Below are 17,199 nucleotides of genomic sequence, written 5' to 3'. Positions count from 1 at the left end.
TCACCGGTCGAATCAAACGACTTAACCCGGGCGATTGGCTCCCCGTCTACATGGACACCGCCGAGCGAACGGAACGCGTTCTCCGCCACACCGAGGAGGTGGTCACCGAGGAGGAGCTCGTCGACCTCCTCGAGCGGCCCAACCCCAGCGTCTACATCGGCTACGCCCCCACCGGCGAGATGCACATCGGTCACTTCACCACGATCCGGAAGCTCGCGGACTTCCTCCGGGCCGACATGGAGGTAACGGTCCTCATCGCCGACCTCCACGCCCACCTCGACGACGAGAAGAGCCCCTTCGAACTGCTCGAGGCCCGCTCCGAGTACTACCGGGCGGCGATCGAGGCGATGGTCGAGGCCGCCGGCGCGAACCCCGACGACATCGAGTTCGTCCGCGGCACCGAGTTCGAGCTCGAGGAGCCCTACACGCTCGAACTCTACCGGCTGCTGGCCGACACCACGATCAGCCGCGCCCAGCGCGCCGGCAGCGAGGTCGTCCGCCAGTCGGAGAACCCCAAGTTGGGGGGGCTGGTCTACACGCTGATGCAGAGCCTCGACGTCGCCGCCCTCGACGCGGACGTCGCCTACGGCGGGATCGATCAGCGCGGGATCTACATGCTCGCTCGCGAACTGCTGCCCGAGCATGGCCACGCCAAACCGCTCTGTCTGTTCGCGCCGCTGCTCTCGGGACTCTCGGGCGGGAAGATGAGCGCGAGCGAGGCGGGCTCGAAGGTCAACCTCACCGACGATCCCGAGGCCGTCTCCGAGAAGATCAACGGCGCCTACTGCCCCCAGGGCGAGGTCGAGGACAACGGCGTCCTCGAGTACCTGAACCACCTCGTCTTTCCCGTTCTCGGGGAGCGAAACGAACCGTTCGTCATCGAACGACCGGAGGAGTACGGCGGGAACGTGGTCTACGAGGAGTACGCCGACCTCGAGGAGGACTTCGTCTCAGGCGAGCTTCACCCGCAGGACCTGAAGAACGCGACCGGTGAGTACGTCTCGGAGGTCATCGCGCCGATCCGCGAGCGCTTCGAGGCCGAACCCGAGCTGCTCGAGGCCGCCTACCCCGACCGGTACGATTGATTCGGAGCTGGAGCGGTCCTACGGCGGGACGATCGCATCGGAGCCTCGCAACGACCGTCGCTTCTCCCCGGTGAGGCGTTCCTCGAGGTCGTCGATACAGTCGTAAACGGTGTACGATCGATCGCCGTCCACGTGTGGCGCGACGCGCTGGAGCCGTCCGTTCCGGTAGACGGCCAGGCACATGATCGGGAGGGAGATCCGTTCGTATCGTCCGCCGCCGAACCGCGATTCGACCTCACGGCGATCGAAGCAGGGAGCGAGCGCCAGATCTCGATCCGCGGCCCACGCCTCGAACTCGCCTATCACGTCGCCGAGTTCGCTCCGTTCGTTCGCAGGGATACGGTCCGGCCACCGACGCAGTTCCGTGCGCTCGATCCGGGAACGCGCTTCGAGACGGCGTACCCGTTCGAACAGCCGCTGCTGTTGCGTTCGCGCGCCGAAGGTGTTGTGGCGCACGTACAGTTGCACCCGCAGCGGTTCACCGACGTCTCGATCGTCCCGTGATCCTTCCATGATATCTATACTAATCTCAATTTAATTAAAGTATATTGAGAATAGATGATAGGACGGGCAGCTCGTCGCGTCCCGTTATCCGGGCTAGAGCCACTCGTCCGCCCAGCACTCGATCTCCCCGAAGACGGGACGGAGCGACTCGCCCTTCGGAGTGAGGCTGTAGTAGGTGGCGATCGGCGAGTCGGCCTCGACGCGACGTTCGACGAACCCCAGTTCCTGGAGGTCCTCGAGCACCCGCGAGAGCGTTCGTGAGGAGGCATCGGTCGACCGTTTGAGTTCGTTGAACCGCTTCTCCTCCTCCTGCAGGTCGTGGAGCACGATCAGTCGCCACTGGGAGCCGATCTGTTCGAGCGAGTCGATGACCGAACAGGTCGACCCGTCGTACGCAGTGGATTCCGATGACATCGATGTTACCTGGTGTCCCGTACGTACGCGAAGCGATATATGAGTTCACATCGTATAGCAAGTTACAGGATGTTACCGGAGTCCCCGCGAGAGCCGTCGTCCACCCTCCCGCCGGGAACCGTCCGATCAGCCGGTCCTCGTCCCTTCACGACCGGAACGAGCGGACCTAGCTCTACGACTCATACCCCATGACCGACGAAGCTACGGAACCCACGCCCGTTGTCGCCGAACCGCCAGACAGTCCGATCCGTCTCTCCGGGACCGATCACGTCACGCTGATCGGCAGCAACGAGGCCGACACCGTGGAGTTCTACCGTGATCTCCTCGGAATGTCGCTCGTGTTGCGCCAGCCCAACCTCGACCAACCCGAGGTGACTCACCTCTTCTTCGACACGGGCGACGGTCGGATCCTCACCTTCTTCGTGAACGACGACCGCGAGTCGGATCCGCGCCCCCAGCGAACCGGTATCGGCGCCGTCCACCACCTCGCGTTCAGCGTCGAGCCCGAACGGTTCGTCGAGACCAAGGAGGCCTTCGACGAGGCCGATCATCCCTACAACGAGTTCGATCGCGGCGCGTTCCACTCGATCTACACGCGCGATCACAACGGCCTGGTGCTCGAGATCGCGACCGACAAGTACCACATCCCCGACGATCGGCACGGCGAGGTGCTCGCGACCGCCCAGCGAATTCGGGAAAAAGCGGGCGCCGACTACGTCGACGACGAGCACGTCGGGCGAGCGCTCGAGGAACTCGGCCTCGAGGCCGACCCCTACGAACTGCCCGACGCCCCGACCGGCGCGGGCTACGACTGAACCGACACGCGACCGATCAGGAGACATCACATGACCGACGCACCACCCACCACCGGACTGCATCACGTGACGAACATCTGCACGGACATGGAGGAGACGGTGGAGTTCTACGAGGACGTCCTCGACTGGCACACGGTGAAGAGAACCCGGAACTACGACGACCCGGGGACGCTCCACTACTACTTCTCCTCGACGCCCGAGGGCGAGCCCGGAACCAACGTCACCTACTTCGAGTACCCCGGCTCCCAGGGACGGCCCGGACCGGGAGCGAGCCACCACTTCGCCTTCGGCGTCGAGGACGACGAGACTCTAGAGGAGTGGCGCGAGCACCTAATGGACCACGGGGTCCGGGTCTCGCGGGTGAAGGACCGGACCTACTTCAGGAGCATCTACTTCAGCGACCCCGACGGACTCGTCTTCGAGTTCGCGACCGCGGGGCCGGGCTTCGGCGTCGACGAGGAGGACCCCGGAACCGAGGAGATCGACCCGTTCGAGGGGGAGTGAGATGGAGGTCGACATCGACGAACTGGACTCCGCCTACCGGCTTCTGGCGGGTTCGGTCGTTCCCCGGCCGATCGCCTGGGTGAGCAGCCGGAGTCCCGAGGGCCGTGACAACCTCGCGCCCTACAGCTTCTTCAACGTCGTGGCGGTCGACCCGCCGGTCGTGATGTTCGCACCCGTCGGGACCGGCGACGATCTCAAGGACACGCCACGGAACGTCCTCGAGACCGAGGAGTTCGTGGTCAACGTCGTGACGATGGAGCTCGCCGAAGCGATGAACGCCACGAGCGCCACCGTCGAGGAGAACGAGTTCGACCACGCCGAACTCGACCGTGCCGAGAGCGTCCGGATCGCGCCTCCACGCGTCGCCGACGCGGCGGTCGCCTTCGAGTGTAAGCTGTACGACTTCGTCGAGATCGGCGGCTCCTCGATGGTGCTCGGGGAGGTGGTGTACGCCCACGTCGCGGACGACGTCACCACCGGCGGGAAGGTCGACGTAACGAAGCTCGACGCGGTCGGCCGGCTCTCGGGGAGCTACTACGCGAGCACGCGCGACCGCTTCTCGATGGAGCGGCCGCCCTGACGGAGGGTTAAGGCGGTCGCGAGCGTACGGCGGGTATGGCGCTGTACGATGCCGTCTCCGATCTCCCGGTCCGGATCGACGAGATCTCGCTTTCCCGACGCGAACGCGACACCTCCAGCGGCTTCACCCGCGTTACCACGGTGATCTCGCTCTCGGGCGAGGGCGAGATCGGGAAGGGGGAGGACGTCACCTACGAGACCGCGGACCACGACGCGCTGCTCGAGGCCGGCGCGCCCGATCTGGAGGGCGAGTACACCCTCGACGAGTTCTCCGCGCGCCTCGCGGACCTCGAGCTCTTTCCCGACGGCCCCTCCCGAGAGGACTTCCGCCACTACCGCCGCTGGGCCTTCGAGAGCGCGGCGCTCGATCTGGCGCTTCGGCAGGCGGATACGGATCTCGCGAGCGCGCTCGACCGGCAGTACGATCCGGTCCGCTTCATCGCTAGCACCCGACTGGGCGACCCGCCGACGTTCGACCGGATCGAGCGTTTTCTGGAGAACGATCCCGATCTGGAGTTCAAGCTCGACCCCACGAGCAAGTGGGACGACGAGCTGATCGATCGCCTCGCCGATACGGGCGCGGTCCGAGTGGTCGATCTGAAGGGTCAGTACGAGGGGACGGAGGTCGATCAGGCCCCCGACCCCGACCTCTACGAGCGAGTCATCAACGGACTTTCCGAGTCCGTTATCGAGGATCCCGCGCTCACGGAGGGGACCCGCCCCGTACTGGAGGGCCACGAGGATCGGGTTTCGTGGGATGCGACGATCCACGGGATCGCCGACGTCGAGGAACTCCCATGGGAGCCCGACTGGCTCAACATCAAGCCCTCGCGCTTCGGCTCGGTCGAATCGCTGTTCGAGACGATCGAGTTCTGTATCGAGCGGGAGATCGCGATGTACGGTGGCGGCCAGTTCGAACTCGACGTCGGACGCGGCCAGATCCAGGCGATCGCCTCGCTGTTCTACGCCGACTCGGCGAACGACGTCGCACCCGGCGGCTACAACGATCCCGAGGTCGTCGAGGGTCTGGCGCAGAGCCCGCTCGATCCGCCCGCGGAGCCCGCCGGCTTCCGGTGGTGACCGGGACTCACTCGACCAGTTCGGCGATCCGAGAGAGCGCAAGCAGATAGACGGGGACGTAGCTCGCGGCGAGCACGGGGAGTTCGAAGACGCGACAACCTTGGTCGGGTCGTTCGACTCGGTATCCCCTTGCCGAAACGCCGGCCACCTCCCAGTCCCAGTGATTCACCCTCGGTTTACCGATCCGAGTGAAGATGTCCTCACGTCGAGCAACGACGGCAAAACGAACGACGAATATCCATCTGATACGGTAGTTCGGGAGTCACTGAGATAGTATTAATATATTATATACACTTCCTATTGTAAATACTACTCTCATATTTAGAAAATTATTTAATGATATATTATGAACCGTACGGCGTGGTGCCTTACCAATGGTAGGCACGACAGGGAAGAGACCGGACCGGAAGTATCGAAAGAGCATCACGGTGCAGCACAGACCAGCGAACAAACCAGTAGCAAACGGGTCAAAAGACGCGTATCGAGGACAATAATGACACACAGGGATATAGTTTCGAACAGAAGAACAGTACTGAAAACGGTCGGCGTACTCGGCACGATCGGAGGTGTGAGCGGCGTTGGATCGGCGAACAGTAACGGTGACCAGAACCCGCGGCTGGACCTCGTTGGCCATACGACGCTCGGTGCGCGTGACGGCGCAAATACCCACGGTGCCGTTAGTGAGGAGCACGACCTCGCGGCAGTGGGGTCGTTCGTCTTCGGCGATAACGAACTGCGTCTCGTCGACATTTCGGACCGCACTGATCCAGAGCTGGTTTCGACGATTTTCACGGATCCTGATGGCCACTCAAGCGACATCCGCAACTCGGACGTCCACCCCACGGAACCATGGGTGTTTACTGCCAACGAGGGCGGAGAGGATACTGGTTGGGCCATCGTCGATGCGAGCGATAGGGAGAATCCCGAACTCATCGGCCCATTCACCGTTGAGGACGCTTCCAGCGGCGTTCACAACGTCCAAGCCTTCGGCGACGATTACCTCATCACGGTGGGCCATGGACGTGGTGCCGTCGTCTACGACATCAGTGACCGCGAAGATCCCATCGAGGTGTCGTCGTTCCAAATGCCGAAACCGGACGAAGACCACGACGACGGTCATGAGCACGAAGCTGACGGCGAGACTATTCACGCCGCACACGTCCGCGGCGACTACGCGTTCCTCGCTCACTGGAATCGGGGCCTGTACGTCCTCGACATGAGCGATCCCGAACGTCTCGAGGTGGTTGTGTCGTTCGACTACTCAGAAGAGGAGGCAGACGTCCCGCTACGTGCGTGCCATCATGCGGTCCCCCATCCCTCGAACGACATTTGTCTGCTCGGCGAGGAGATCGGCACCGGTGAGCCGGGATACAAGCATATCGTCAGCTTTGACCTCGAGAACGGCGAGACCGAGCTCCAGTCGTCGTTCCAGTTCCCACAACACGCCAACCAGCCCACCGGTAACCAGGGATATTGGTGGACGGGCCACTTCTCAGACTGGGGTGTTAGTGATCAGCAAGACGTTGTGTTCAGCGGCGACTACAAGGCCGGCGTCCAGGCGTTCGACGTTTCGGATCCCGGAGACCCCGTGCGCATTGACCAGTATCTGCCGGCGGAGGGCGTCGATGAGGTTCGTCGAGAGGATCCCGTCCGGCACGATCTGGTGGACAACGTTCCGTTCACGTGGGGTGCGGAAAGCTCACTCGCGGGAGACAGCGGGCACGTCTACGCGTCTGACGCCACCACCGGGTTCTACATCTTCACACTCGAAGGATACTGACGGCACTCCGCTATCATCTGTTCGTTTTTTGCTGACCCGCTGACCGGCTCCCTCAGTGCACGAAACGACCTCGTCGTCATCGATCCCACGCGGAGTCAGATCACCTCACACTTCCGAGGGATTCGTCGTCCTCGACGGCACTATCCACCGTCGCGGACCTTGTTCGTTGTGAACGTATCGCGGTTGGTTCTCCCACCGAGTCGTTGTCGGCTTCACCCCCCTTGACCCCGACGTATACCATCGCTCACCGGTGACACAGGGTTTTTATGAAACGTCTTGTAGTTATTGTAATAATTAGGCAACGGTGATTGTAAGGAGATATGTGAATACAGGGCGCGTATCCGTCACTCCCCAAGGAGCGAACTCAGCTCATCGGTGGAGAGTCCGATAACGGCCCCGATGAACATCGATACGATGGCAGCAAGCGTCTCCCCGGGAAGTCCAGCGATGCCGAAGGCGGTCGCGTCGGTTGCGGCCACACTAAACATGGTGGCATAGCCGAAGAACCCTCCTGGAGTGAACGACAGTAATGGAATGAACTCGTGAAGACTGGCGAGGAACATGAAGACACCGACGACGATGCTGAGTGCAACGACTCCACCACCGAGATAAGTGTTCACTACGGCGAGCGTCGTGGCGGCGTAGAGAATGCCAGCGAGATTACTTGCGTATCCTCGAGCAAGCCCATCCACTCCGGCCCCCGCCGCATAGAACGTCCCTGAAGCGATAAACGATGGCCACAATGGGATGTTCAAGCCAGCAACGAATCCATACGTCCACGGGATCGAAGCGATCCCGAACACGATCGCGAGCGACCATGTGTCGTTCCAGCCGGCGATACGCGTTCCAAGCGATGAGGGTGGTTGACGGTTCATGACGGTATTCTCATGCAGAGGGGACTAACCAGCTCCCTCCTGATAGAGATGTCCTCTGTATTTAGCACGCCGATTTCAATAGAGATATCATCTGATGACGAGAGAGCACGAGTTGACGATCTCCAACGGCAGTTGGTCGCAACGAATCAGCGGATTGAGCTCCACTCCTCGCCGAGTTCCGTCCGGTTGAAGATGAGGAACGATCCTCGATTGAACCGCGTTACGCGGCCCGTCTCCTCGCTAAGGGTCAGCGTCGAGACGACGTCCTCGCGCTTCGAGGTGTCGAGCGCGTTCAGGTGTTGTGCCTCCTTCCAGTCCTCGTAACCTACCGCTCGCGAAATTCGCCGTCTTGATCTTCTTCGAGATTCCCGGGAGTATCTCGCCAGTCAGGTACGTCAGTGAGCGCAGAAATCACAGCGACATTCCTGAACGAGGAGGGGATCATCCCAACGCCGATCAGGAATTCACGGTCGAATCGATAGGGTGATAGCATCCCACCGGCTTCCCTGATCGACATCGTTTTTGGCCAGGCAGTCCCACCCGAAGTGGTATGTCCCAACAGTCCACACCGATCAGTCGATTACACGATGCGACTTCTCGACGGGGGAGCACTCGTCAGGGAGGTAACCGAACGTGAACCATGAGGAGTGGTCGGCCGAGCAGACCGCAACGACCCTCAGAGTGGACGGTCACGACCTAGAAATCGCGTACTACGAGGACGGGACGGGAAATCCAGGGCCGCCGGTCGTGTTCTTGCATGGGATTCCGACGTGGTCGTTTCTCTGGCGTGAGGTAGCGCCGGCACTCGCGGCCGACCGTCATGTCGTCGCTCCGGACCTACTAGGCTACGGTAACTCAGCCCAGCACGACGGCTTCGACCGCTCGATTCGCACCCAGGAGGCGATGGTCGATGCGTTGCTGGACCACTTGGGTGCCGATAGTACCGCCATCGTCGCTCACGACATCGGCGGCGGAATCGCTCTGCGACTGGCGGCTCACCGGCCCGACCTCGTTGAACGGCTCGTCCTCTCGAACGTCGCGTGTTACGACTCTTGGCCCGTTGAGTTCATCCACGGTCTCGGCCTACCAGGCATGGCTGACGAGCTGGCGGACGACGAGACCCTAGAGGAGAAGATGGCGTTCGTCTTCGATAAAGGACTCCACGACGACGCCGCGGAGCACGGTGAGTTCTGCAGAGGTATGCGCGCCCCTTGGCAGTCGGAGATGGGACGGACCTCACTCGTCCGGAACGCCATCGCTACGAACACGAACCATACGGCGGAACTCGACTACGGCGAGGTCACCGCCGCGACGCTCCTGCTGTGGGGTGCTGACGACGTCCTCCAGTCGATAGATTACGCCGAACGGCTCGAAGACGACATCGCAGGCGAGACCGAACTCGTTCCTATAGACGAGGCGTACCACTGGGTAATCGAGGACCGCTCCGACGCGTACCGCGAGGAAGTCGAGCGGTTCCTCGGAAAGACGTGACGTAATTCGGGTTTGAGGCCGGGACGAAAGCCTCCGCTCGGCCCGGACTACAGCGGTCACTCATTGTCGTTTGCAGGTCCCATCTGACGGCCCACATCTTCACTTTCACCATGGTTGGCGCGTGCTTTTGACGGTAGGGGGACTCTAGTCGAGTGGAGCCTGTCACACGCTCCATATCCTTCGATACCAGCGCTAGATCCACCCTCAGAGCGATAGAAAGACCCAGTCTGTGAACGGAAATCCGGAGACGAATCCACCGTTCACTCAGTTGAAAGAATGATGCTCCTCGTTCCGGCACGGAAGGGGAGAGAAACGGATTTGGAGTGATGTCGCTGGCGCATTACGGGCGATCCAACGATGAGTACGAACGCAAATCCAACACCACCCAGGGACCAGCCGCCTGATAACGATCACGGGATCTGCCGTGCCCCTAACTGCCTTAGTTGCAAAGATGTGCAGCTCGTTCAGAAATTTGGTGGAACGATATCGCTCTGCCGCTCCTGCTGGCGGTTCTATTTAGAGGTGAGCTCATAGTTCAGAAAAGTTGCCGTCTGAACGAACGCCGGTGGAGCAATCACCACGGTGGGAGCAGCAAACGGATCAACGCCCAGCAGACTGTAAGTGTCTCCCGACGTTCGACGATCTCCCCTGTTGGCCCTGCTACCGAGACGGCTTCAGGACGCCGAATCCTGATGCCAAATCAGATACGGCGGCGAACCCCTCGCATCCGGAGTAGTCGTTTTATCGGAGCTCTTGAAACTACGGTAATAAAGAGGTCGTCTTTCCCGTGGGTGGTTTTTACAAGCCTGTGAAGCTATCACTAGACTCGTACTGGTTTCCAGTACTGGAAGTCCACAATGACAGAAACAGAACTTGGCTCACAAGCGTGGTGGGAACACTACAAAGAAACGGTCAACAGCGACCCGGAGATGAAGGTCCGCGGCCACGATAAATTCGACGAAAATTTTTATATTGAAATCGGTGACGATCGGTTTCTCCTCCAGATCGATCGCGGGGAAATCGATGCGATCGTTCCGAACCCGGCGATGAATCATCAGTGGTCCTTCGGGGTCGAAGGTGACACCGAAGCGTGGGAGGAGTTCGTTCAAGAAATCCCTCCAGCATTCAATCACGAGATTATCGCCTCCCACTATCGAAGTGCAGTGAAAGGCGATGATGGTCATCTCCAACTAACCGGTAACAACAAGGCCATTTTCCAGAATTTGCGTGCGTTTCAGCGGATGCTCGACTTGCTGCGCAAAGCCCACAACAACGGAGGGAACCTCTAATGAGCACTGAACCAGGTACGGTCGAGCCGATCACCGGCAAGTACGTTCACGTCGATGTCGATGGAACCGATTACCGAATTTACTTCGAGGAAAACGGCCCAGACGATGGAATTCCACTCCTCTGCCAGCATACTGCTGGGTGTAACAACCAGGAATGGCGGCATCTCCTCGCAGATGACGATATCACCGACGAGTTTCGGGTGATCGCATACGATCTGCCCTTCCACGGGAAATCCGTTCCACCAACCAGTGACGACTGGTGGGAGGAAGACTACGAATTGGATGCCGAACAGTTTGCCGCGACGATCGTCGGTATCGCGGATGCGCTCGACCTTCAGGATCCGATCTATATGGGCTCGAGTATGGGCGGCAATATCACGTTGGAGCTAGCCGACTGGTATCCGGATCGGTTCCGAGCGCTGATCGGACTCGAATGTGGCGCGTATAGTCCTGGCTTCCATATCGATTGGCTTGATCACCCCCACGTCAATACGACGGAGGTCAACGCGTACTCCTGCTGGGGATTGATGGCTAAACAAAGCCCAGAACAGACCCGTCGAGAGACCATGTATCTGTACGAGCAAGGCGCGACAGGCGTGTTCAAAGGGGATCTCTACTACTATTCGGTCGATCACGACTACCGCGATAAACTCGATCAGATCGATGCCAGTGAATGTCCACTCTATGCAGTCAACGGCGAGTACGATTACCTGACTGACCCAGCGGATGGGCGTGCGGTAGCGGATGGTATCGGGGAAGGAGCAATAGCAGTCGAGATGAGTGATATCGGTCATTTCCCGATGAGTGAACATCCAGCACTGTTCAACGGATATCTCTCCGAAATCCTGGCCGACATTACCGGTGATCGAGAAGGGGATCTGCCCGAGACGTTACGTCCTGATGATGTGGACGTCGAACTCTCTCCGTCATCATAGCTGCCCTTCGTTTTCGTCGACTTTCTGAGTTGGACCGCCACTCATACAACGGGAGTCTGGTCAGAGAAACCGATCGGGGTCTTGGAGCCGCTGAGATCCACTCGGTGGTAGCCGCAAGCTCCTCCGGCGGAATACGACTAAGTAGTCTATTTGGACGGACGGATAACGGCGTTCACGGTCTGATCATCGACGCCACCTCGAGAGAAGACCGTTGCGACGCCATCTGGGTCGATCCGCGTATCCCCGTACAGTGTAAGAATCTCCCCGTCGCGCTCGATAAGAACGATGAGCGGAACCCGTTGCGGATGTCTCGTTCTACCGCCTCCGCTTCGGGAACGAGGCGATGCTCCTTCTTTCGGTCGGCGCGCGTCTGTCCCCGCGAGTTTCCCACTTACTCGGGGTAACGGGGCTGTCCGCCATCCTTGAGCGAGTCATCGTCATCTCGCAGCGAGATCTCGCGTTGCGGGAACGGAATCTCAATGTCGTTCTCGGCAAACTGCTGCTGGACTTCACGGTTGATGTCGTCGACGACACGCGGCTCTCGAAGCGGGTGTGAGATGAAGACCTGAAGCTCGTACCGTAGCGCAGAATCACCGAATCCTCGAAACAGAACGATCGGTTGGGGCGAGGGCAGAACTCCAGTGACGTCTGCCGCGATCGATAGGAGGATCTCCTCAACCGTCTCAGTACTCGTCCCATATGCGACCTCGATCGGGATCTGGATCCGTTTCTGGCGCTGTGGAGCCGACTCGTTGCGGACCTGCGCGGAGTTCAGTACCGAATTCGGGACCGTGATCAGCACCCGATCGGGTGTGAGCAGTGTCGTGCTCCTGATCCCGATATCGCTGACGGAGCCCTTCTCACCCGACTCCAGAACAACGAAATCACCGATCTTGTACGTATCATCAAAGTAGAGAGCGATTCCACCGACGAAGTTCGCGATCGCCTCCTGGGCTGCAAATCCAAGAACGATCCCGAATACGCCAGCCGAAGCGAGCAGCGGGGTGATGTCGATGTTCCAGACGAGTAACAACGCGATGGCGGCGATGACAACAACTGCAGCCGACCAGAGGTTCTTGAATACGGGAGCGAATTCGTAGTGGGTATCGTGTTCTTTGATTTCCTCTAGTGAGTTACTGCCGGCACGGATCCCTGCACGCGTCCACAGAACGACGATTGCGGACAGGATAACCGACTCGAAGAGTCTGAGAATTGGAGCGCCGATGAGTTCGAGACTGAGAAACAACCCGTAGAGAAATACCGAGAGGTAGAGTGGGACGTAGATCTCGCGGAGAATGACACGACGGACCGATCCAGTTGTTGATTCGATTGAGGGTGCGATCCATCGACCCGTGAGCTCGATCACCTTTGCAGAACCTACCGATCCGAGTAGGACGATCAGTATCTGCATCGGAAGAGTGAACGGAGCGAGTAGCTCAGCAAGCTGTTCCATTTAGCCTCGATACGTCCTTCGATACTCGAAACGCTTCTGATCAGCTCTCAGGACTCTTCTCCTAAACGATAAGACTCCCCTCATTTGATGGAAGCTGGTAGATCGATCAGAGAGGACATCATCATCGACATCTAGGTCGCGCTGTGTTGGTCATGAGTCGAATCGAAGTCCGTTCACAACATCGGAAATAGGGGCATCGTTGCAGTCTGCTCCCCCAGTTCCTTTTCGACACGTCTGGTGCAACGCTCGGCCGTTCCGATACGGCCTGTCGTTGTAGAAGGATCGAAACGCCTACTGGTCCTTCAGTCGGCGTGAACTGTGACGGAGGATGCTGTATCGGCCGAGACGTACGACTCGAGCGAAACGGTGTCCTGGCGACGCTTTCGCTCAACCCAGTACCGAGCATCGTTGCAGAAGAGTTCGAATCGCTCACGGAGATCACCAACCGCATGTGACCGGTTGTAGGGCGATCGTGGCGCGCGAAAGAAGCCGATTAGCGTCCACATGAGACAGGCGGCGAACGCCCCGACGGCGGAAAACGTCATGCCGAGCGTCGCGAACGTAAACGCATAGACGCCACCGATCATCATTGAGGGAGCACTCGTCGCAAGCGGGACCTGGGCGTCTGTGTCGCGAAGCGTCGGGGCAAGAAATACGATCGAAAGACTACTGCCGATCATGAAGATCAGATCTTGCCACATCATGGTCGTACCTCTCCGGGGGTAGTGGAGTATTCTCGAACGGCCATCAGAGATTACTCTGATAGTAGTAAATAAGTGCCTTTGGATTCAGTAGTTCATTAATCTCCACACAGAGACGCTGAAACGTTGGATCAGAACTGCTATCACAGCACATGGACGACTTATTGTAGCGAGTTCACCGAAATAGGGAATAGCGATTAACGATTGATGGTAACTCGATCCGTCGAGAGACCGTTCTTCGAGTAGCATCAACGGACACATGGCACCGGGGGACGATGCGCTACGTAGATGGGCCGTCTCGATGTTCGCGACGTCGCACTTCTCCTCGCACTCGGCAGCACGCTCTTCGCCCTATCGATCGTCCTCACGAGTCGATCGGCTGCTCCCGTCTATCTGCTCACCCTTCCACCGGTCGTCGCGGGAGGCGCACTCACGTTCGCAGTCGTCACGAGACGTGATCCCGTCGACTACGAGCGCCCGACGGTTCCACGGTCGGTGGCGATGGCGCTACCCAGCGTCGTGCTCATCGGGGCGCTGGTGCTCTCGTGGTACGCTACGATCGCCGGCAGCAGAACGGTCCCCTTCTATCTCGGAGCGGGAACGCTGGGAACCGGAGTCCTCCTGCAGATCGCCCTCGTTGACGAGAACGACTTCTCGCCGACGGTACTGTTGGGACAGGTCCTCGTGATCGCGCTCGTCGTCCGGTTCGCCGCGCTGGCGACGACCGCAGGCTACATCGGCCTCGATACCTGGTCGCACGTCCCGACGTACGTCGCCGGGATCGCGGCCGATGGCTCGCTCGAGGCACTGAGCGACAGCAAGTACTACTACGCACCGCTCTATCACCTCTCCGTCGTCGCCACCGTCCTCATAGCCGACGTCTCCCCGCGAATCGCGCTCTGGCTCTCGATCGGCCTCGTCGTTCCGATCGCGACGACGTTACTCCTCTACGTTCTGGGCGCCTCGCTGCTCCCGCCCCGGTGGGCGGCGTTCGCGGCCGCGATGTACGCCTTCAGCGATCACGCGATCCTCTGGGGGATCTACCTCGTTCCGACGAGTCTCGGACTGGTCTTCACCCTCGGACTGCTGGTCCCCCTCCTCCGGATCGTCCGCGAGGGTTACTCCGTCCGTTCGATCGTGCTGTTCGTCGTCTTCTCGCTTGCGCTCGTGTTCACCCACCAGGTATCGTCGGTGATCGCGGCGACGATCGTCGGAATGGCGGTTCTCGCGCAGGCCGGCCCGTCGCTCGTTCGCGCCATGCCCCGCGCCGGATCGGTGAACCTCGTGTGGTTGTTCGTCCCGTTCGTCTGCGTGCTCGCCGCGCTTCTAATAATCACGCCGTACAGCGGCTCTAGCCTCGGTTTCGCCGAACGAACCCTCCTGTTCCTGCGCGAGACCTACCTCGCTGAGTTCGGGTGGCTCAACCTTGCGATCGAACTCGGCGCGCCCGAGGCGGACTACGGACTTCGACCGCTGACGTCGCTGACGTACCTCCTCGAGGCGGGCGGGCTCCTGTTGTTCGCTGCCGGTGGGACGGTCGGAGCGTTAGTCGCGCTTCGACGGGCGACACACACCTGGCTCACCCTCGTTTGCGTCGCCTGCGCGCTCTCCGTGGTGGCGATCGGAACGCCGGCGGTCGGCCTGCGGAACTTCCTCCCGAGCCGGTGGTTCGCGTTCCTGTACGTCCCGGTCGCCCTGCTCTGTGCGCTCGGGTTTCGGTGGAGCGTCCGCCGTATCGACCCCACGACCGCCACAGCCGCGCCCGTCGCGTTCTGCGTTCTCTTCCCCGGCGTGATGGCCCTCGCCGGTCCCGCGACGATCGACTCTCCGGCCTTCCCCGAGGAACGAGTGACGTACTCGTACTCCGGGGCCGAGCTCGCCGCGCTGGAGACGGTCAGCCAGCAGACGACGACGCCGATCGGCACCGACGTCCTGACGGTCGAGGTACTGACGCGTACTGGGACGGCGCCCGCCGAGATCGCCGCGCCCGAGGACGCCGATCAGGAGGTGCTCCTCTATCGCCAGTCGTACGCCGAACGACCGGCCCTGTTCGACGACGTCGGGGCGGACGTCTACGAGACGACGACCACCGAACGTCGCTACTGTGCGACCCGATCGATCACGTACGATAACGGTGTGGCACACGCCTGCGTTGCCTGATTTGCCGTGTTCCGTGCGCAGCCGTGAGCAAGCAGGGAGGATGGTTCACACGTCGAATCGCTGACGGAACGTATGGTAACTGATCCCGACGGCAACCGAGATGCCATAACAGATGACGACGAAGGGTGCCCAATAAAGTCGGAAGCTAAAGTTCCGAACCCATGGCAGAACGTTGCCGACGATGGTCATGAGGACGAAGAGGACGTATCCCGGAACGGCAAGCGGGGAGAACAACCGTGAATCGATCTTACTAATCGCGAGCGGAAAGACCAGCAATGCGAAACTCACCCAGACGATGGGTGCAAAAACGAGGTCTCTGAGCGGAGGGTGACTACCGATCATACCGCTCGCTGGATCCCATACTGTTCGAGCAGTCGTTCGGTTAACGCCGTAGTCCAGCGGAGTTGCGTATTGAGATCGAGCAGGAAGTCCGTCAGTTCAACGAGAAATCCTGGGACGCCCATATCGTGGTGAACCTTCTGCACAAGCAACCCCGAGCCCCGGTCAATGTCGTGGATGCTCGTCGTCGTGAATCGGTGGAATCGCATCGATCGAGGGACGTAGCGATCGTTCATATACTCGACAACGTCGTTCGCCGTATCGGCTGTTCCGTCCGTCTCCGTCCGGAGGATTACCTGTCCTATCCACCGCTGATGCGTGTTGAACAGTCCGCGAGAACGATGGAGATCTATTACCACATCCGGAGCAGCATCTTCGATCACGCGCCAGATCGCACGAGCGAGAGTACTTTCAGGCGTCCGTTCGCTGGGAAACAGTCGATTGAGATCGCCGTTCGGTCCGCGGCGACTGTTTCGTTCGATGGCGACGCTATTGGCCAGTGGGATCACGATCAATCGACCCGCGTCGATCCCCCAGTTCGTGATGTCGGCCGCAGCCTGATAGCCGTTGATCTCGTTGCCATGCATTCCGCCGAGAATCACCGCTGTCGGCCCCTCCTTGGATCCGGTGACTTCGTAGGCAGCGGTTTCGTGATCCGTCCCCTCCATAAGGGTCTCGATGATTCGGTCCTGGTTGAGTGCGTCCTGAGCACGTTTGAATGAACGCTCTGGGGAGTGGTGGAGTGATCGAATCGCCGCCCCACCGGCGATCAGGACTCCAGCAAGGGCGGTGGCTCCTGGAAGGAGGGATCGTCTCATTAGGGGGAGTCCCGTCCGAGAGACCAGACTCGGGTCCACCCTGTCCGACTCGCAGCGATCGTGAGTCGGGCACGATGCATATTCAGTGCGGTTCGGTGACTGATCACGTGGCGACGCCGAGCCGTACGAGTTCTTCACCGGAGTACTCGGTGCGCACCTCTTCGGGCGTCTGTACCTCACGCGTCTCGGCGCGCCCCTCCTCGCCCAGTTCATCGACGGATCGGAAGCAGTGATACATTGTATACCAACCAGGACTCGAGGGGTAAAAAACGTTGTTAGCACGCGAGCGTTCTCGATACGCCGCCAACGAGCGACGAGTACCAGTATGGTTCGGAAGGATGATAGCCTCCACCAGGTTCGAATTCTGATAGCGAGTC

General features: G+C 60.2%; 18 protein-coding genes. 11 read left to right on the top strand and 7 right to left on the bottom strand.

Annotated features, from left to right (window positions below; translation table 11 throughout):
- The first annotated feature begins 50 nt into the window (after positions 1-50).
- Positions 51-1,085 carry a tyrosine--tRNA ligase gene (locus V0Z78_RS11095; RefSeq protein ID WP_336344697.1) on the top strand — a complete coding sequence of 345 codons (1,035 nt, stop codon included), beginning with the start codon at positions 51-53 and terminating at the stop codon, positions 1,083-1,085.
- A gap of 18 nt (positions 1,086-1,103) precedes the next feature.
- Here V0Z78_RS11095 and V0Z78_RS11090 read toward each other — a convergent pair whose 3' ends face one another.
- Positions 1,104-1,598: an HTH domain-containing protein gene (locus V0Z78_RS11090; protein WP_336344696.1), complete on the bottom strand. Its 495-nt coding sequence runs from the start codon at positions 1,596-1,598 to the stop codon at positions 1,104-1,106.
- A gap of 84 nt (positions 1,599-1,682) precedes the next feature.
- The gene (locus V0Z78_RS11085; protein ID WP_336344695.1) at positions 1,683-2,003 is read right to left on the bottom strand and encodes a winged helix-turn-helix transcriptional regulator; all 321 of its coding nucleotides are present in this window, start codon (positions 2,001-2,003) and stop codon (positions 1,683-1,685) included.
- 188 nt (positions 2,004-2,191) lie between these two features.
- On the opposite strand from V0Z78_RS11085, the gene V0Z78_RS11080 reads away from it, so the two are divergent.
- From V0Z78_RS11080 to V0Z78_RS11060, 5 genes are all read left to right on the top strand, one after another.
- Positions 2,192-2,818 (top strand): VOC family protein, encoded by a 627-nt coding sequence (locus V0Z78_RS11080; protein ID WP_336344694.1) that lies wholly within the window; start codon positions 2,192-2,194, stop codon positions 2,816-2,818.
- A gap of 30 nt (positions 2,819-2,848) precedes the next feature.
- Positions 2,849-3,322 carry a VOC family protein gene (locus V0Z78_RS11075; RefSeq protein WP_336344693.1) on the top strand — a complete coding sequence of 158 codons (474 nt, stop codon included), beginning with the start codon at positions 2,849-2,851 and terminating at the stop codon, positions 3,320-3,322.
- 1 nt (position 3,323) lies between these two features.
- On the top strand, positions 3,324-3,902 hold the full coding sequence (locus V0Z78_RS11070; RefSeq protein ID WP_336344692.1) for a flavin reductase family protein: 579 nt from the start codon (positions 3,324-3,326) through the stop codon (positions 3,900-3,902).
- Between the two features lie 35 nt (positions 3,903-3,937).
- Positions 3,938-4,981 carry an enolase-like domain-containing protein gene (locus V0Z78_RS11065; protein WP_336344691.1) on the top strand — a complete coding sequence of 348 codons (1,044 nt, stop codon included), beginning with the start codon at positions 3,938-3,940 and terminating at the stop codon, positions 4,979-4,981.
- 493 nt (positions 4,982-5,474) lie between these two features.
- A complete protein-coding gene (locus tag V0Z78_RS11060) occupies positions 5,475-6,761 on the top strand; it encodes an LVIVD repeat-containing protein (protein ID WP_336344690.1) in 1,287 nt (428 codons plus the stop codon).
- A gap of 344 nt (positions 6,762-7,105) precedes the next feature.
- On the opposite strand, the gene V0Z78_RS11055 is transcribed toward V0Z78_RS11060, so the two are convergent.
- Positions 7,106-7,636 (bottom strand): DUF1097 domain-containing protein, encoded by a 531-nt coding sequence (locus V0Z78_RS11055; protein ID WP_336344689.1) that lies wholly within the window; start codon positions 7,634-7,636, stop codon positions 7,106-7,108.
- Positions 7,637-8,269: 633 nt separating this feature from the next.
- Between V0Z78_RS11055 and V0Z78_RS11050 the strand changes: the two genes are divergently transcribed.
- From V0Z78_RS11050 to V0Z78_RS11040, 3 genes are all read left to right on the top strand, one after another.
- Complete coding sequence (locus V0Z78_RS11050) at positions 8,270-9,127, top strand: alpha/beta fold hydrolase (protein ID WP_336344688.1); 858 nt, start codon at positions 8,270-8,272, stop codon at positions 9,125-9,127.
- A gap of 857 nt (positions 9,128-9,984) precedes the next feature.
- Positions 9,985-10,416 (top strand): hypothetical protein, encoded by a 432-nt coding sequence (locus V0Z78_RS11045; RefSeq protein ID WP_336344687.1) that lies wholly within the window; start codon positions 9,985-9,987, stop codon positions 10,414-10,416.
- The gene (locus V0Z78_RS11040; RefSeq protein WP_336344686.1) at positions 10,416-11,351 is read left to right on the top strand and encodes an alpha/beta fold hydrolase; all 936 of its coding nucleotides are present in this window, start codon (positions 10,416-10,418) and stop codon (positions 11,349-11,351) included. Before V0Z78_RS11045 ends, V0Z78_RS11040 begins: the two co-directional genes overlap by 1 nt.
- A 391-nt stretch (positions 11,352-11,742) precedes the next feature.
- Here the strand turns inward: V0Z78_RS11040 and V0Z78_RS11035 are convergent, their stop codons facing one another.
- Together V0Z78_RS11035 and V0Z78_RS11030 are read right to left on the bottom strand one after the other, a co-directional pair.
- Entirely contained in the window at positions 11,743-12,804 is a 1,062-nt protein-coding gene (locus V0Z78_RS11035; RefSeq protein WP_336344685.1) for a mechanosensitive ion channel family protein, read from the bottom strand.
- A gap of 302 nt (positions 12,805-13,106) precedes the next feature.
- Positions 13,107-13,508 carry a hypothetical protein gene (locus tag V0Z78_RS11030; RefSeq protein ID WP_336344684.1) on the bottom strand — a complete coding sequence of 134 codons (402 nt, stop codon included), beginning with the start codon at positions 13,506-13,508 and terminating at the stop codon, positions 13,107-13,109.
- Between the two features lie 285 nt (positions 13,509-13,793).
- Between V0Z78_RS11030 and V0Z78_RS11025 the strand changes: the two genes are divergently transcribed.
- Positions 13,794-15,665, top strand: coding sequence for a hypothetical protein (locus V0Z78_RS11025; protein ID WP_336344683.1), 1,872 nt, complete (start codon positions 13,794-13,796; stop codon positions 15,663-15,665).
- A 72-nt stretch (positions 15,666-15,737) separates the two neighbouring features.
- Entirely contained in the window at positions 15,738-15,905 is a 168-nt protein-coding gene (locus V0Z78_RS11020; RefSeq protein ID WP_336344682.1) for a hypothetical protein, read from the top strand.
- Between the two features lie 98 nt (positions 15,906-16,003).
- Here V0Z78_RS11020 and V0Z78_RS11015 read toward each other — a convergent pair whose 3' ends face one another.
- Together V0Z78_RS11015 and V0Z78_RS11010 are read right to left on the bottom strand one after the other, a co-directional pair.
- On the bottom strand, positions 16,004-16,822 hold the full coding sequence (locus V0Z78_RS11015) for a succinylglutamate desuccinylase/aspartoacylase family protein (RefSeq protein WP_336344681.1): 819 nt from the start codon (positions 16,820-16,822) through the stop codon (positions 16,004-16,006).
- A gap of 103 nt (positions 16,823-16,925) precedes the next feature.
- The gene (locus tag V0Z78_RS11010) at positions 16,926-17,060 is read right to left on the bottom strand and encodes a hypothetical protein (RefSeq protein ID WP_336344680.1); all 135 of its coding nucleotides are present in this window, start codon (positions 17,058-17,060) and stop codon (positions 16,926-16,928) included.
- Between the last annotated feature and the right edge of the window lie 139 nt (positions 17,061-17,199).

The sequence above is a fragment of the Halalkalicoccus sp. CG83 genome (assembly GCF_037081715.1).
Lineage (GTDB): Archaea > Halobacteriota > Halobacteria > Halobacteriales > Halalkalicoccaceae > Halalkalicoccus > Halalkalicoccus ordinarius.
Note: the sequence above shows the minus strand (reverse complement) of the source record. Positions and strands in the feature narration are given on the sequence as shown.

Bases quoted from the DNA above. Each gene is read 5' to 3' on its own strand.
- V0Z78_RS11095 (WP_336344697.1), top strand. From the start codon at position 51: ATGGACACCGCCGAGCGAACGGAACGCGTTCTCCGCCACACCGAGGAG.
- V0Z78_RS11090 (WP_336344696.1), bottom strand. From the start codon at position 1,598: ATGGAAGGATCACGGGACGATCGAGACGTCGGTGAACCGCTGCGGGTG.
- V0Z78_RS11085 (WP_336344695.1), bottom strand. From the start codon at position 2,003: ATGTCATCGGAATCCACTGCGTACGACGGGTCGACCTGTTCGGTCATC.
- V0Z78_RS11080 (WP_336344694.1), top strand. From the start codon at position 2,192: ATGACCGACGAAGCTACGGAACCCACGCCCGTTGTCGCCGAACCGCCA.
- V0Z78_RS11075 (WP_336344693.1), top strand. From the start codon at position 2,849: ATGACCGACGCACCACCCACCACCGGACTGCATCACGTGACGAACATC.
- V0Z78_RS11070 (WP_336344692.1), top strand. From the start codon at position 3,324: ATGGAGGTCGACATCGACGAACTGGACTCCGCCTACCGGCTTCTGGCG.
- V0Z78_RS11065 (WP_336344691.1), top strand. From the start codon at position 3,938: ATGGCGCTGTACGATGCCGTCTCCGATCTCCCGGTCCGGATCGACGAG.
- V0Z78_RS11060 (WP_336344690.1), top strand. From the start codon at position 5,475: ATGACACACAGGGATATAGTTTCGAACAGAAGAACAGTACTGAAAACG.
- V0Z78_RS11055 (WP_336344689.1), bottom strand. From the start codon at position 7,636: ATGAACCGTCAACCACCCTCATCGCTTGGAACGCGTATCGCCGGCTGG.
- V0Z78_RS11045 (WP_336344687.1), top strand. From the start codon at position 9,985: ATGACAGAAACAGAACTTGGCTCACAAGCGTGGTGGGAACACTACAAA.
- V0Z78_RS11040 (WP_336344686.1), top strand. From the start codon at position 10,416: ATGAGCACTGAACCAGGTACGGTCGAGCCGATCACCGGCAAGTACGTT.
- V0Z78_RS11035 (WP_336344685.1), bottom strand. From the start codon at position 12,804: ATGGAACAGCTTGCTGAGCTACTCGCTCCGTTCACTCTTCCGATGCAG.
- V0Z78_RS11030 (WP_336344684.1), bottom strand. From the start codon at position 13,508: ATGATGTGGCAAGATCTGATCTTCATGATCGGCAGTAGTCTTTCGATC.
- V0Z78_RS11025 (WP_336344683.1), top strand. From the start codon at position 13,794: ATGGGCCGTCTCGATGTTCGCGACGTCGCACTTCTCCTCGCACTCGGC.
- V0Z78_RS11020 (WP_336344682.1), top strand. From the start codon at position 15,738: ATGGTAACTGATCCCGACGGCAACCGAGATGCCATAACAGATGACGAC.
- V0Z78_RS11015 (WP_336344681.1), bottom strand. From the start codon at position 16,822: ATGAGACGATCCCTCCTTCCAGGAGCCACCGCCCTTGCTGGAGTCCTG.
- V0Z78_RS11010 (WP_336344680.1), bottom strand. From the start codon at position 17,060: ATGTATCACTGCTTCCGATCCGTCGATGAACTGGGCGAGGAGGGGCGC.